Below are 14,801 nucleotides of genomic sequence, written 5' to 3' on the forward strand. Positions count from 1 at the left end.
TATGTCAGCACCCATCCCATATACAGTTCAGAGCGGAGAGACGCTGCAGGATATCGCAACAAAGCTGGGTATCAAAGACTGGACAAAACTTAAACAATACCACAATCAGCATGCCGGTCCCGATCAGCAAACGCTGGATATCCCTTATAAAGGATTCAATCTTATGACTCCACCACCCGATGAGGTCTATCAGCTCAATGGAGAAATCCCACCTCCGGATCCTGAGGCAGAACAAAAAACCGCAGAACAGAAACAGGCAGAGGAAAAGAAAAAAGAAGAAGAAAAAAAGAAAAACGAACAGGCTTCAAAAAGTGATCATGACGGAAAATACTTTGTAGTACACGGTGCTAAATGTGTGTGTGACAAAGCCGAAAATCCTAAACAAACCGCGGATTTACAAGTAACCACCCATTCTATCATTGTTTTAAATGATGCACACGGAAAACTGGCCGCCACCGAGGAAGATAAGACCTTCATTCCTGCTGCTGCCACCTTTGGAAAATGTACGTTGAAGCCTTCATCCGGAGGCAATCTTCCATGTGCATTAGCGCCGGCCCCAAAATGGAATAAAACCTATGACAGCACTCAGGTCATGGGAAAAAATACACTGACGGAAATATCCGAACTGCCTTGTATGGTCGGCGGAAAAATAACGATATTCAAACATGGTCAGACAGATTCCGTAAGTACAGCCCATGCTGATAATACCAATCCGGCAGAACTTGGCATGGTAAACCCTGCTTTGGATCAGCCAAAGAAAAAAGAAGATTATCCTTCCGTCACCTCTATCTCTCTAACGAAAGTAGAAAACAGACCCGCTTTTAAAGAAATAGATTCAAAAAATAAAAACGGAGTGGTTTATCTCCGTAAAGACGAAGAAGCCTCCTTTAAAGCCAATCTGAAAAGCGGAAACAAACAATACACTTCATGGATGGTGTATAGTGATCATCAGGGAAAAAAAGAAAACAGGCTGTTACTTAAAGAGCAGATCGGAACAGATTTCTCTCAAAGCTTCGAAGGACTGGGAAAATTCAGAATTGAAGGATATGGAAAACCTAAAAGTCCTGAATTTGAAAAAGGAAAATATGACAAATGCGACCCTACGTGCTCCATTGATGTTGAGGTAGTAGAAAACACGCTCCTTGATCTGGAATGTACTTCCGCAGATTTTACAAGCCGTATCGACCCCTCTAAAAACAGAAAATTCAGAAAGGGAGTCCCATCAGTTTTCAAAGCTAAATTTTTTATCCCCGATCTTACGGAAGAAGAAAAATCCAGACTTAGTCTTTCGGTAACGGATGCCAGTGAAAATACCATTACAGAGGGTGTGCAGACAACTGGAGATACACTCACTTTTACGCCTCAGAACACGAAAGCAAAATATACCGTTATTGCAAGATATACCAATGACCAGGGGCAGGTTATTGAAAAAAAGATGACCGGAGAAACGGAAGGCAATGCTGTACTGGCCATCAGCCATGGAGCTGAAATTGTAAGGCCTGGAACAGCCATGTCTTTCAGTGTTTCAAAAATGAAATATAAATTCGGAGATGATAATTCTCCTTATGGACTTACCGCGGATGAGTCTGCTGAAGTAAAATGGAACCTTAACAACGTTCTTCTCGGAACCGGAAAAAATATCACGATCCCCGGAGCCAGACTGATGGTTCCCGGAAAATATATTGTAGAAGCGTACAGTATAACAGCTAATGCCAGTACTAAAAAAGAAGATGATGACTGGCATTTTGAAGTAAAAGAAAATGTGGTCACCGAAATAAAAGCAGGGAAAAAAGCAAGAACCGGTTCTGAAGTTCCTTTTGAAATCAGTAAAACTTTAATCAGCGGTTATGATCCTGTCAAAGACGGCCCGATTGCATGGAAAGTAACAGGGCCGGCATCCGGAACAGGAAGCGGAGAAAAGTTCAATTATAAATTTACCGTTCCCGGTGACTATACCATAGACTGTCTGATGGGCGGAAGATCCTCAACGACACCGTTAAAAATCAAAGTCATCCAACCGAAACTTTTAGTAGAAACATCCAAATGGATTGATAATGACGGAAGTAGCGGAAACGTTATCAAAGAAGCCGGATACGGACAGGAAGTATGTGCCTTTGTGAAATATGAAGGTCTGCAGGGAGAAGACGTTACCTTACAGATTTATGATAATGACAGCAACGGAGTGAATCTCGTTCACAATATAGAAGGAAAACTCCCTGAAAATAACAGTGGCGTCTTCTGGCCTTTTACCCTTGACAACAGCATTAAGCTTAAAATAGAAGCCAGAGGGCTAACTAAAGACGGAAAGCTCCATTTCAGACTGGCCCCCAAAGATCCTACTCTGCAAATTCTCAACGGGGATAAGTCTTTAGGGGAATATCTCAATGTATCCAACATTCCAAAGGTAGTGGACGGATACTTCTGTGACGCCGGAGATACGGAAAAATACTACAACTCACCCATTGATAAACCTTTGTATTTTAAATTATATGCCATCAATATGGTAGATAAAAAGGTGGAAATACATTTTATGACCCAGTCTGATCCTTATTTTGATATTGCCTGGAGCGCCAAACAATGGAAAGACTGGAAAGATGTTAAAGACAAATTCTCCAAAGAAAATTTCTTCTACCAAGCAGAAGGAACTATCAATAAAAAAGGGGAACTCATTGTAAAGGTAGATCCAGGCAAATTAGGCAAACCTAAAAACTATTTTAAAATTGCCGCCATTGTAAAGTTCACTGAAGGCGAAGGAAAAGAAGCCAAAGAAAAGGCCGCCTACATGGAAAAAACCGATCTTGCCATTTTATACGCTACCGCAAAACTTCCGGATATGGTGGAAAATAAAGGAGCTGTAAAAGTGGGGAGAGAAACATTAAATAACAGTACAAATTGTGGTGGTAAATTCTGTATTAAAAAAGGAAGCCCTAAAAGTGAACTGATCAGAGAAATTAATATCCGTCTCGCCGGATTTGGAGGTAATGTTCCCACGGATGAATTTACTGACAGAACTGAGAAAATGATAAAACAATTCCAACGGGATTATATGAAAGTTCCGGAAACAGGAAAAGTATGTGGTAATGTATTGAAAGCTATTGATGAGTTCCAGCAGAAGTATCCCGTAGATTTTGGAGAAATTAAATGTAAATGTGGATCGTGTACCGGCTTTGGAAAAGAAAGAAATAGTGAAGAATACCAAAAAACAACAATCCAGGAAAAACATAGAAAATATGAATATCCGGGAATTCACAGAAGCTTAATTTGTGCGTACAGAGCATCTATGTTTTATATTGATAAAGATAAGCAGCTTAACTTTAAAACAAAGTGGGTCGAATCAGGTTATAGATGCCATGATCATCCAATATATATAAGAGATAGAACTACCAATCATTGCGGAAAAGCAATAGATATTCATTACAATCTCCTGAGTACTGGACAAAGAACAAGAAGTAATGATGACATGAATAAAATCAGAAAAGATATTTTCATGAAATACACAGGAGCCAAACAAGATTGGAACGCCGGTAAGGATATTTTTTATTTAGAGTCTTTTGCCACCACTTGGGTTCACTTTGATGTAAGAGAGTTCGCTCAAGAATATCTAACTAAAAATTATTTTGTGAAAAATTCTGAAGAACTCAATGGTAAAAGTATTGTACAATTAGCAAATGAATTAGGATTTAAAGATATGTGCAGCTGTATGGGTGGAGGAACCAACACAAATACGAATACAAATACACCAGCAAGTGGTGAAAGAGTTGATCCTAAAACATTAAAAACATCTCAAAAAGGGAAAGACTTTATAAAAGATTGGGAAAAATATTATGAAATGCCTTATGATGATTCTGAACATTATGCAACAATTGGTTATGGATATCTTATAGCCTATAAAAGTTATAAAAATGTTACCAAGGACGATGTTGAAAAAACAGATATTACCTGGAAAGAATTCCAAGAAGGGATTTCTAAAGAAAGAGCATTAAAATTATTTGAAGAAAAAGTAGAAAAATATGAGAAATCAATATATAGAGACGTCACTGTAAAATTGTATCAACATGAATTTGATGCTTTAGTTAGTCTTTTATTTAATTGCGGACCAGACTTCCTAAAAAATAATAAAGCACCTAAATTATATAGTAACCTATTATCAGAAAAGTATGATGATGCAGCAAAAGAATTTTTAGATATAACTAATAATGATACAGAAGGTTTAGTAAAAAGAAGAAAAGCCGAAAATGACATGTTCCTAAACAATCATTATGATTCAACCCATTAAAATTTAAAAAATGAAATTACAAAATATATTCACTATTACTTTGCTTGCTTTTTTTAGTTGCAAAGGAGGAAATAATGATTTACATAAAAAAGAAGCTTCAATTATTAAAGAACAATCCTCTACATTAGTTAAAGCAGAGGAAATAGATAAAAATATTGAAAAATTTAAATTCAATACAGTTTCTCAAAATCCAATCGTTGATGTAAAAAAAGAATCCAGAGCAGAAATTATTAATAGATTTAAAGAAACGGATATTTTAATCAATCTAAAAGAGAAGACTTTTCAGGCAGGTAAAGAATGTACATTTGAATATTTCGAGAAAAAAGTTACTCCTATCAAATATTGGTATAGTCAATCAACTGTTAATATTTATAAAGAAGAATTGGCAAAAATTGGAATCTCCCTACCCGCAGAATTTTCAGTTTTTATATCCTCTAATCCTAATAAAGGCTGTGAATATCCTACCAGTGAATATATTCTTATAGATGGAAAAATTATTTTTATTTATGACGGCTATTTGATCGCTTTTGAAAATACGAAACTGATTTCCAAAAATACTTTTTCCTTTTCTACTTTAAAACTTCCTTACAATAAGAAGATTGACTATAAAAATGCTAAGTATGAACGGCTTTCTACAAAAAGTATTTCCGGATTATCAGAATTTGCGTGTAATGAGGAACAAATACGATATATTTCCCTCGAAAAAACAGCTAAAATTAATTTAATTATTGTTCCTATGGATTGTGGTGATAGTCCATATAGATATTACTTACTATCGGTTTTTAATAATAAAGTCATTTCCAGTCTATATGTAGAAGGTGAATTGTATGAACCTGAAGCTAATAATAACCCTGAAATAACAAACTTTAGTATTGATAAAGAATCTAAATTGACCGTTAAAACTATTAATAAAGATTTTCAGGGAAATTCTGTAGAGAAAAAATATTTAATCAATGATCAAGGAAAAATTGTTGAAAATATATAACAAAAAAATTATTTATACAGAGTTAGCAATGATCGTTAAATAATAAAGACGGTGCACGGAGAAATTATGATAAAAAACAAATTATAGTTCAGTACATTCATCAGAAATTTAAAATAATTTTTTATTTATTTTTCTCCTATCCTTCTGAAAAGTATAGTCAAATTGTATTTGGAGTTGAATTGGATTCTGTTTTTATAAATAATGAGTATACAGACGATATTTATACTAGTTCTGTTTCATTTAAGTCTTTCTTTTAAAAATGATCTTTATGAAGCCTATAAAAAAGGTTAAAAAGAAAAATTAAATATTAAACTCCCTGAAACAATAAAATCAGTAAGAAATAAAAAAGCTTATGATACTTCTTCCCAGCCAGATCAATATTTTCAGGATGCTTTTTTTATTAGTGACTCTATGTTTTTTGAAGTTAACGGATGTATTATATGTTATAGGAACAGCTAGAAAACAATTCAAAATGAAAAAGATAATTCTCACCGCCATTGCCAGCCAGGCTCTTTTCATTTCATGTGAAAAGCCTAAAGAAGTAAAAGAGCAACCCGCCGTAGCCGTATCTCAGAAAAAAGAAAGTCCTGATTTTGACATGCTTTTAAAATGCAGCGAATATTCTTATGATGAAAAGTATTTTATCACCGCTGATTATGGTTGTCTTTACGATCCGAAAGGTATCAACCCTTATGGAAATCTTATTATTTACTTAGTGCCTAAAAATAAAACGGTTCTTAATAATCAGCAGATCGAGGCAGAAACCCAAAAGGTGAATCGGTTGAACATCGAGCAGCTAAAGGAACAGTTTGAGGTGTTTGTTTATCTGACACCGAAAGAATTTCTGAATTACAATGAACAGGGCGATCCCATTTATTATCATAATGGGGCGTATAAGGAAGAAGTCTATACCCATACACAGAATAAATGGATACTTACAGATTCGATAAACATTAGAAATGTTGCTGAAAATCAGAAAGAACAGAAATGGAGAGAAAGCTTTATCCTGAGCAAAACCAAACAATAACGTTCCAGAATAAAAACAAATCATATTGACAATTTCATCATGGCTTGAGAAAATGGTGGAAGTAATTCTGTTTTCATTCCAAAAATCTAAAGAATAATTCTTTAAGGAATTAAAAAATAAGTAGTTTTTCCTGCTGCCGAAAAGAATCGTATTTATTATTTTGTATATCTTAGAGTGAAATATACAAATAACAAACCGATATGGAAATGCCTACTTTCACACGGCCAAGGCAGCTAAACAAACATGATATCCGAACATTGATTCTGTCCTCTTTCGGAGGAATGCTGGAGTTTTATGATTTTGTTGTATTTATCTTTTTCGCCAAAATCATAGGAGATCATTTCTTCCCTCCTACCTTAGATTCATTCTGGGCATCAATGAATACCTACGGTACTTTTGCAGTAGGATTTTTTGTGAGACCGATTGGTGGAATGATCATGGCCCATTTCGGAGATCTTTTCGGAAGAAAAAAAATGTTTTTCCTTTCCATTGTCCTCATGGTATTTCCTACTTTAGCCATAGGTTTTTTGCCGACCTACGCGCAAATCGGCTATTTTGCGCCCATACTTCTGCTTATTGTAAGAATCTTACAGGGTTTTGCCATCGGTGGTGAAATTCCTGCAGCCTGGGTTTTTGTAGCCGAACATGTTCCCCGAAACAGAGTAGGATTAGCCGATTCAATGATCACAGCCAGCCTTTCTTTAGGCGTATTATTAGGATCTGCAATTACTCTTTATATCAATACCTCTTTTTCTCCGGAAGATATCAGTAACGGAGCCTGGAGATATCCTTTCATTCTGGGTGGTCTGTTTGGGATCGTCACTATTTTTCTCAGAAGGTACCTTAAAGAAACTCCGGTTTTTATTGAAATGAAAGAGAAGAAGACATTGAGTGAAAAAATCCCGCTGCAAAAGATCTTTCAGTCTCATCTGCCGGATATCAGCTTTTCCATTCTGCTGACCTGGATTTTTACCGGCTGTTCCATCCTTCTTACGCTTATGATTCCAAATCTGATGAGCGATTTTTTTAATATTGCGAGGAAAGATGCCATTACCATGCAGAGCTATACCCTGATCACCATCAGTCTCGGAGCCGTTTTGGGAGGAATGATGTGTGACACAAAAGGAGCCGGAAAAATGCTGATGCTCTGGAGTACCTGCTTTGGAATCTGCAGCTGGTTCTTTTTACAAAAGCTCATTCAGATGAAACCGGAAGGGCTTCCCGTATTATATGCTACAACAGGTTTGTTTGCCGGTGGAGTTCTGGGATGTATTCCCTATATTATGATCCACAGGTTTCCAGCTTCCGTAAGGATTTCCGGTATTTCATTCTCATACAATCTGGGACAGGCTGTTTTCGGAGGAGTTACTCCCATCATTATTATTCTGATGGCCAAAGAATATCCTCACGGAATTCTTTTTTATGTCTTATTTCTTGCCTTACTGGGAATATACCTGGGTTACAGAACCCTAATAAAGAACAGTAAATAAAACTTTATGAATAAAAAAACCGCTATTCTGTTGAAAAGCGGTTTTTTTATTATTGTTGGGAGGTTGATCCCCTTACGCAGTCGGATCAGGAGTAAATACTCTTTGTGATAATTCCTGATCAAAAAGATATAATGCAGAAGGATTATCACATACCATTTTTATCTTGGTTACATACTGAGAAGCGCTTGCCTCTTCTTCTACCTGTTCGTTGATAAACCACTGCAGGAAAGAAGTTGTTGCAAAATCACCTTCTTCGTTGGCATTCTTTACAATATTGAAAATACTTTTAGTTACGATTTTCTCATGTGCTAATGCTTTCTCGAAAATATCTGTTGCATTTTCGAACTCATGTGGAGGTTTTGCAATTTCCCCGATAATGATTTCCCCACCTACATCATTTAAATAATCAAACATTTTATCCGCGTGCATCAATTCTTCTTTGCTCTGCACTCTGAAGTAATTGGCAATACCGTCTAAATCTTTTCCTGAAAACCATGCAGACATGGAAAGATAATATTGAGCGGCATATTGTTCGTGGGCAATTTGTTCGTTAATTAATTTTGCAATTTTTTCGCTAACCATAAGTATTAAATTTACAGTCAAAAATAAGGAATAAATGCCCGAAATCAAAAGATTTACGGAAAATTAATACAAAAAGGATGGAGAAAACCCCATCCTTTATACATTTAAAAATTAAAATTATAAACTATTATTTCGCTTCAGGAGCTCCTGTATTCATCGGTTTTTTCATCATTCTTCTTTCTTTCATAGCCATCTTTCTCTGCTCCATTTTAGCGTCTCTGTCTGCCTGCCATTTATCATATTGCTGAGGACTGAGAATCCTTTTCATATCGGCATCCATTTGTGCTCTTTTGGCCTTCATTTCTTCCATTTTGGCCTGTCTCATTTCTTTATTTTTTGCAAACTCAGCCTTCATTTCAGCTTTTCTTTTATCCTGAAGTGCTTTAATCTGAGCTACCTGAGACTGGTTGAGGTTAAGATCTTTCTGCATCTGTGCCAAGTGATCCTGTTCTCTTTGCTGCATTTTTTGTTGCATCTCAGCTCTTCTTGCTTCTCTGTCCTGTGGAGTTGTTTGTTGTGCCATGGCAAAACTTCCCATTCCGATCAATGCTATTGCTAAAACTAATTTTTTCATCTCTTAAAATTTTTAATTAATTGTTATTTACATCTTTTGGATTACTAATTAAAACGTAAGTTAAATTAACAAATTCATAAATAATGTTAAATTTTAACTAAAATAAATCAATATAAGAACAAAAAAAAGGACAGATTATAAAAACCTGTCCTTCACACCACTTAAATATAATATATGAAAATTAATTCCTAACTAAACTGCCTCTAAAGCCACCACCTCCATTACCGCGGTTATGCTGGCCTTGTGGTGCACCTTCAGATTTTTGTCTGAAACCACCGCCTTCATTTCCTCTGAAACCGCCACCATTATTTTCTCTTCTCGGAGCCTCTGCATTTCCTCTGAATCCTCCATTACCTGAGTTCCCTCTAAAACCGCCACCATTATTTTCTCTTCTCGGAGTCTCTGTATTTCCTCTGAATCCTCCATTATCTGAGTTTCCCCTGAAACCACCACCATTATTTTCTCTTTTCGGAGTTTCTGTATTTCCCCGGAAGCCACCATTATCTGAATTTCCTCTGAAACCGCCATTATTAGAATTATCTCTAAAGCCGCCGTTGTTATTGGCATTACTTCCGTTTCTGAAACCTCCTGTATTATTTCCGTCTCTTACCGGTCCTCTGAAGCCATTATCCCGTCTGATGATATCCAGTGTTGGATTGTCCATTCTGCGAAATCTTGTTCTGTCTACTCTGTAAATATTAATATTTACATTTCGATATCTTGGCATTACAGTATATCTTGGTACATAGTACGTTCTTCTGTAATTCTGGAAATAAACAATCGGACTTGAACCTCGGTAAAAATCATTCTGGAAAACAACAAATACTCTCGGTCCTAAAATTCTTTCCAGTGCATAGAATCTGTCATAATACCATCGGTCCGGATTATATCTGTAGAAATTATTCCAGGCTGTGAAACTTGCATACAGATTATTAAGTCTCATGATCTGATCAATCTGCCAACGGTTCAGTCTGTTTTGAGCAAAAAAACCGTTCCAGTTGATATTGATAATACTATTTCTGTAGTCGTTGTAATAACTTTGATAATAATCACTTGGATAATAATCCTGAGGATAGTTATAATAGTAATCATCAGGGAAGTAATTTCTGTCATCTTCATTACCATAATACCCTCCGTCATTCTGATAATAACCATCATCTCCCCAGCCATTATTCGGGTATTGCTGAGCAGAGGCTAAAAAGCCCAGACCCAAAGCTAATCCCAAAAATATTTTTTTCATCTCTATCGTCGTTAATTGGTTAATATATAGCAGAATATCTTAATTCTATCTTTTTGATGCAAATAAAAAAAAGAAGTTAAATCATAAAATCCAACTTCTTTTAATTTATACATAAACAACTGATAATCAGGCGTAAAATTTACATCCTCCCACTATCTTTTATCCAGTAAGCTATTTTTTCATTAAAAGCCTGTTTTTCTTTTAAATCTTCCAGCCTGATGTGCATTCTGTAACGCCAGTAATGTGGAAAAACAGCAGGATTATTAATCCTTTCGCTATCTATATTTTTATTCGAAAGTTCAGTGTCCGTAGCAAAAAATTCCTGAATCGGGAAAATGGCCAGCATAGCATCATTGTACAAATGCTGTTTCATAATAATTTCCGCCAGATAAGGACTAAGTTCTTCCGGAGCCTTTCCATACTGAATCAGCTGCTGATTAAAATACTTTTGTGTTAAAGCCGGATCTTCCTTCCACCATTGCCGTAATGTAGAGCTATCATGAGAAGAAGCGGTAACCACATTCATATAGCCGGCATTCTTTGGGTTATAAAACGGAATATTTTCGGCAGGCATACGCTGAACTTTAAGCGCAATAATAGCCAGTTCATCCATTACAACAGGGACACAGGCAGGTACCATTCCAAGGTCTTCTCCACAAATCAGCATTTTGGTAGCGTTCAAAATAACAGGAAGTTTTTCCATTGCTTTTTCATACCAAAGATGATCCTGTCTTCTGAAGAAGTAATCGTGGTACAGATCATAGATCCCTTTCTTCTCCTGTTCCGAAAGATAATGGTAAGATTCGGTGTTGTATACATTAAATCTTGGATGATAAACCATTTCATTATTCCTTTTCTCCGTTACAAATAAAACATTGGCACAAAGTGATATCAGTTGTTCCCCAAGATCTCCGTATTGATTTTTCTTAAAGAAATCTACCAGTTTTCGCTGCGTATCAAACTCTTCTTTAAAAGAATAAGTTCCATCCTGATTATTCTTCAGGAACTCAAGTGCTTTACCACTGTTTTCTCCAAAGTATTTCCATAAGATCTGATTGTTGATAAACGGTTTACAATACCTGTCAAAATCAAAAGGAATCAGCCATGCTTTAAACTCATCTGCAACAATAGGAACCGCAGGATAAAAATATCCCAGAATTCCCTGTACAGCCGAAACAGGCATTCTCCATATTCTGAAAAAGCCAAGAATATGATCAATTCTCATGGCATCGAAATACTGTTCCAAGGCTTTAAATCTGTTTTTCCACCATCTGTAATCATCAGCTTTCATCGCCTCCCAGTTATACGTAGGAAACTCCCAGTTTTGCCCAAGCTCCGTAAACTGATCCGGTGGTGCTCCTGCCTGGAAATCCATCCCGAACAATTCAGGTTCTGTCCAGGCTTCAACAGAATATCTGTAAATACCAATCGGTAGATCCCCTTTCAAAGAAACTCCGAGACTATGAGTATAATCCACAGCATCTTTAAGTTGCTTATGAAGCTGATACTGTACCCAGCTATGCAGCATGAAAATATCATAGTCTTTGCTTTTTGTGGTAAAAGATTGTGTTATTTTTCCTGCAATATATTTTTTATGGGTTTTCCAGTCATTGAAATTCGGCGTTTTATATTTATCCCTCAGTACACAAAAAGCAGCATACGGAACCAGCCAGTATTCGTTGTCCTTAATGAATTTTTTAAAGCTCCTGTCTTTGTAAATACTCTCCTTTTCAGTGTAAAACACCGCGTTCAGATACTTCCATTTACCGGTAATCATTTTTTCATAATCAATCAGCTCAAGACTGTTTAAATCTTCTTTTTCAGACAGATATGATTCAACTAATTCTTTAGGTAATGGAAAATCAAGCTTCTCAAGAGCAATGTATTGTGGATGTAAAGCATACACTGATACCGCTGCATAAGGATAAGAATCTGTCCACGAATAATTGGCAGTCGTATCATTAATTGGCAGGATCTGAATAATTCCCAAACTTGTTTCCTGGGCCCAGTCTGCCAGTTTTTTAAGATCTGTAAACTCACCGACTCCAAATCCATCCTCGCTCCTTAATGAAAATACCGGAACTGCTACACCTGCATCATGATACATCTGGTAAGCCTTAAATCTGAAATAATGGTTAGAAACAATCTGCAAAACATCAGCCAGTGGATTAGCAGCCGTAAATCTGTTTTCTCCGGTCTCTACATCAATCACTTTGTTTTCTCTGATATCATACAGACAATATTTGAATTGAATAAATTCATCCTCAGGAATTTCTACAGAAGCTTCCCAAATTCCAAAATCAGTCTGATACAGATGAACAGCTTTTTCATAATCCCAGTTTCCTAATGAGGCTGTATTTCCAAACAGTACAATCCTCCAGTCAGGATGATATACAGGGGCTTCAATTTTGAATAGATGAGTATGTTTCTTTAAAACAGTCATTTTCTCAGGAATAAAGCCATGTAGTTTGTTATAAAGAATTTTATTCGTTAAGTAATGTTCAGGAAAATTTTTATTATTCCATTCATCGAAAATAATAAACTCCTTATAATTGTGTGGAAAATTAAGATGATGCTGAACAAATTCCTCCCTTACAACAGAACCTTTCTCATCCACAAGCTGATATTTATAGGAAATTGATTTCGAAAAATAATCAACCTCACATTTCCATACTCCATGATCTGCATAAAACATAGTATGGGTATGTTCCAAAGCTCCGTCTTCACCAATGGCAAGCTGCAGATATTCTCCTGCTTTGGCAATATAACCTACATTAAAGTATAGCTTCATCTATATTTTTTTTATAAAATTACATTTTAATATCGAAAAATAAAACTTGTTGAATATCAAATAATCATTAAAAAACCTTCCTCAATACATTAGGGAAGGCTTAATTGTATAAAATTTTAAACTCATTCTATAAAATACAAAGCAAATCATTTATCTGGTCACCAGTATCTTTTTATTTAAAAGTACTTTTCCGGATTCATCAGTAATACTCATAATATATGCTCCGCTGATGAGACTTGTTATATCTATTTTCTGATCCAGCGAACCATTTTTGACGTTCAGGTTTTCAGTCAAAACATTTTTTCCTGCCATATCAAAAGCTGTAAGTTTTATATTTCCTTTTACATTTTTATTATCCACATGAATATTAATAAAATGTTCATCAGCTCTTGTAGGATAAATATCCAGATGAGTCAATGTGGCCATAGCGGAAGTCTTATCATTTACAAAATATTTACTTGCCAGATCATATATATGTAAGTTCTGTTCGCCCGGAAGCAGCTTAGCCTGCAAGGTTGCCAGTTCCACATCATATAGAGGAGCTCCCTTAGCACTGGCAATTACTACATTTCCTTTAGCATTCACAGCAGCACCATTCACAGAATAATGATCCGGAATCCCTGTAATTTTACCTATAAATTTTGCTTTTAATTCCTTTACAGATACCTTAAAAACATTTCCGGAAGCAGAAAAAATATAGAAATTATTATCCGTATCAGCAATCATATCCCCTCCAAAGCCCGTTTCCAGACTCGTAAATGAGTTTTTACCGTTAGAAACATCGTCTCTTATAATTCCTAAATCACTCACTTCATACTGCCCGGATTTTTTACTGATCTGTAAAAACTGTGTACCCGAATTATTAATTGCATAAATATTTCCGTCATATCCGGCCGCCATCCTGGTTATATGAGAATTGATATCACAGGATGTGATCTTAGCTATATTATTTTCTATTACAGTAATATCTTTAGTCTTAGGATTTAAAACATATATATTTGAAGAAAACATAGGCATATAGACCAGATTATTATCAGAAATATCATAAGCTAATGCTGCCATCGTCACCGATTGAGAATTATTATAGGAACTCTTATCTTCAGTAATCATCCCTCTTCTTACCTGTGAAAATATTTTTGGAGCCGAATCAACGGTAAAAATTTTTTCCCCGGAAGTTACTTTTGACACCTCTAACGTACGAAAATCACTGAAATTAATACTTTGAGTTTCCTTACCGGCAATAGCAAAAAAATCTTGCTGTGCATATGCATTCACTGCTGACAATAATAAAAGTAAAGGTAATAAATGTCTTTTCATGATATCTTAATTTAGAATTTATAATCATTTTATTATGACTAAGTTACATAATTTACAAATTCAAAAATAAAAAATTTCACAATCCGGATACCATGTACTACAATCCTTCTTCAACACTATTAATACATCAAAAAAATTATTTCCGCCGGCTCATCCATTGTATTTCTATTCTTAAAATTATTCAGGAGCTATTTCCCGCTATCCACTTCTACTCCTCGCATCCTAACTTTCCAATGCTTACTGCCTGTACTTTCCTTTCCCTGCTGCGGGGTAACCGTTTCTATCGGGGCTAAATATGAGAAAAGAACCAAGAACCAAGAACCAAGAACCAAGAATGAAGAATGAAGAATGAAGACGAATAACGACGCTACTATCAATAGGGACGGGCTTTAGGCCTTTCAAATCATAGATGGCATCGTACGGCATACGGCAAGTATAAAGCAAAAAAAAATCCTTTATCATAAAGATAAAGGATTTTTAAAAATAAAATAAAAACTGGCGGCGGCCTACTCTCCCGCG

General features: G+C 35.7%; 9 protein-coding genes. 4 read left to right on the forward strand and 5 right to left on the reverse strand.

Annotation, left to right across the window (positions count from 1 at the left end; all coding sequences use genetic code 11):
- Position 1: 1 nt before the first annotated feature.
- The 4 genes from JO178_RS07410 (at position 2) to JO178_RS07425 (ending at position 7,778) form a co-directional block, all read left to right on the forward strand.
- Positions 2-4,276 carry a PAAR-like protein gene (locus tag JO178_RS07410; RefSeq protein WP_291933684.1) on the forward strand — a complete coding sequence of 1,425 codons (4,275 nt, stop codon included), beginning with the start codon at positions 2-4 and terminating at the stop codon, positions 4,274-4,276.
- A 10-nt stretch (positions 4,277-4,286) separates the two neighbouring features.
- Positions 4,287-5,261, forward strand: a complete 975-nt coding sequence (locus JO178_RS07415) for a hypothetical protein (protein WP_291933687.1) — start codon at positions 4,287-4,289, stop codon at positions 5,259-5,261.
- 472 nt (positions 5,262-5,733) lie between these two features.
- The gene (locus tag JO178_RS07420) at positions 5,734-6,288 is read left to right on the forward strand and encodes a hypothetical protein (protein ID WP_291933689.1); all 555 of its coding nucleotides are present in this window, start codon (positions 5,734-5,736) and stop codon (positions 6,286-6,288) included.
- 206 nt (positions 6,289-6,494) lie between these two features.
- Positions 6,495-7,778, forward strand: a complete 1,284-nt coding sequence (locus JO178_RS07425; RefSeq protein ID WP_291933691.1) for an MFS transporter — start codon at positions 6,495-6,497, stop codon at positions 7,776-7,778.
- Positions 7,779-7,850: 72 nt separating this feature from the next.
- Here JO178_RS07425 and JO178_RS07430 read toward each other — a convergent pair whose 3' ends face one another.
- From JO178_RS07430 to JO178_RS07450, 5 genes are all read right to left on the reverse strand, one after another.
- On the reverse strand, positions 7,851-8,360 hold the full coding sequence (locus JO178_RS07430) for a ferritin (protein ID WP_103247586.1): 510 nt from the start codon (positions 8,358-8,360) through the stop codon (positions 7,851-7,853).
- Positions 8,361-8,487: 127 nt separating this feature from the next.
- On the reverse strand, positions 8,488-8,934 hold the full coding sequence (locus tag JO178_RS07435) for a hypothetical protein (protein WP_291933701.1): 447 nt from the start codon (positions 8,932-8,934) through the stop codon (positions 8,488-8,490).
- A 181-nt stretch (positions 8,935-9,115) separates the two neighbouring features.
- Positions 9,116-10,174: a hypothetical protein gene (locus JO178_RS07440; RefSeq protein ID WP_291933704.1), complete on the reverse strand. Its 1,059-nt coding sequence runs from the start codon at positions 10,172-10,174 to the stop codon at positions 9,116-9,118.
- 139 nt (positions 10,175-10,313) lie between these two features.
- Positions 10,314-12,965 carry a 4-alpha-glucanotransferase gene (locus JO178_RS07445; RefSeq protein ID WP_291933705.1) on the reverse strand — a complete coding sequence of 884 codons (2,652 nt, stop codon included), beginning with the start codon at positions 12,963-12,965 and terminating at the stop codon, positions 10,314-10,316.
- Between the two features lie 150 nt (positions 12,966-13,115).
- Complete coding sequence (locus JO178_RS07450; RefSeq protein WP_291933707.1) at positions 13,116-14,282, reverse strand: T9SS type A sorting domain-containing protein; 1,167 nt, start codon at positions 14,280-14,282, stop codon at positions 13,116-13,118.
- Between the last annotated feature and the right edge of the window lie 519 nt (positions 14,283-14,801).

Source organism: Chryseobacterium sp. (genome assembly GCF_019236175.1).
Classification (GTDB): Bacteria; Bacteroidota; Bacteroidia; order Flavobacteriales; family Weeksellaceae; genus Chryseobacterium.

Coding starts and splice junctions, on each gene's coding strand:
- JO178_RS07430 (WP_103247586.1), bottom strand. CDS start 8,360: ATGGTTAGCGAAAAAATTGCAAAATTAATTAACGAACAAATTGCCCAC.
- JO178_RS07425 (WP_291933691.1), top strand. CDS start 6,495: ATGCCTACTTTCACACGGCCAAGGCAGCTAAACAAACATGATATCCGA.
- JO178_RS07450 (WP_291933707.1), bottom strand. CDS start 14,282: ATGAAAAGACATTTATTACCTTTACTTTTATTATTGTCAGCAGTGAAT.
- JO178_RS07415 (WP_291933687.1), top strand. CDS start 4,287: ATGAAATTACAAAATATATTCACTATTACTTTGCTTGCTTTTTTTAGT.
- JO178_RS07440 (WP_291933704.1), bottom strand. CDS start 10,174: ATGAAAAAAATATTTTTGGGATTAGCTTTGGGTCTGGGCTTTTTAGCC.
- JO178_RS07435 (WP_291933701.1), bottom strand. CDS start 8,934: ATGAAAAAATTAGTTTTAGCAATAGCATTGATCGGAATGGGAAGTTTT.
- JO178_RS07445 (WP_291933705.1), bottom strand. CDS start 12,965: ATGAAGCTATACTTTAATGTAGGTTATATTGCCAAAGCAGGAGAATAT.
- JO178_RS07410 (WP_291933684.1), top strand. CDS start 2: ATGTCAGCACCCATCCCATATACAGTTCAGAGCGGAGAGACGCTGCAG.
- JO178_RS07420 (WP_291933689.1), top strand. CDS start 5,734: ATGAAAAAGATAATTCTCACCGCCATTGCCAGCCAGGCTCTTTTCATT.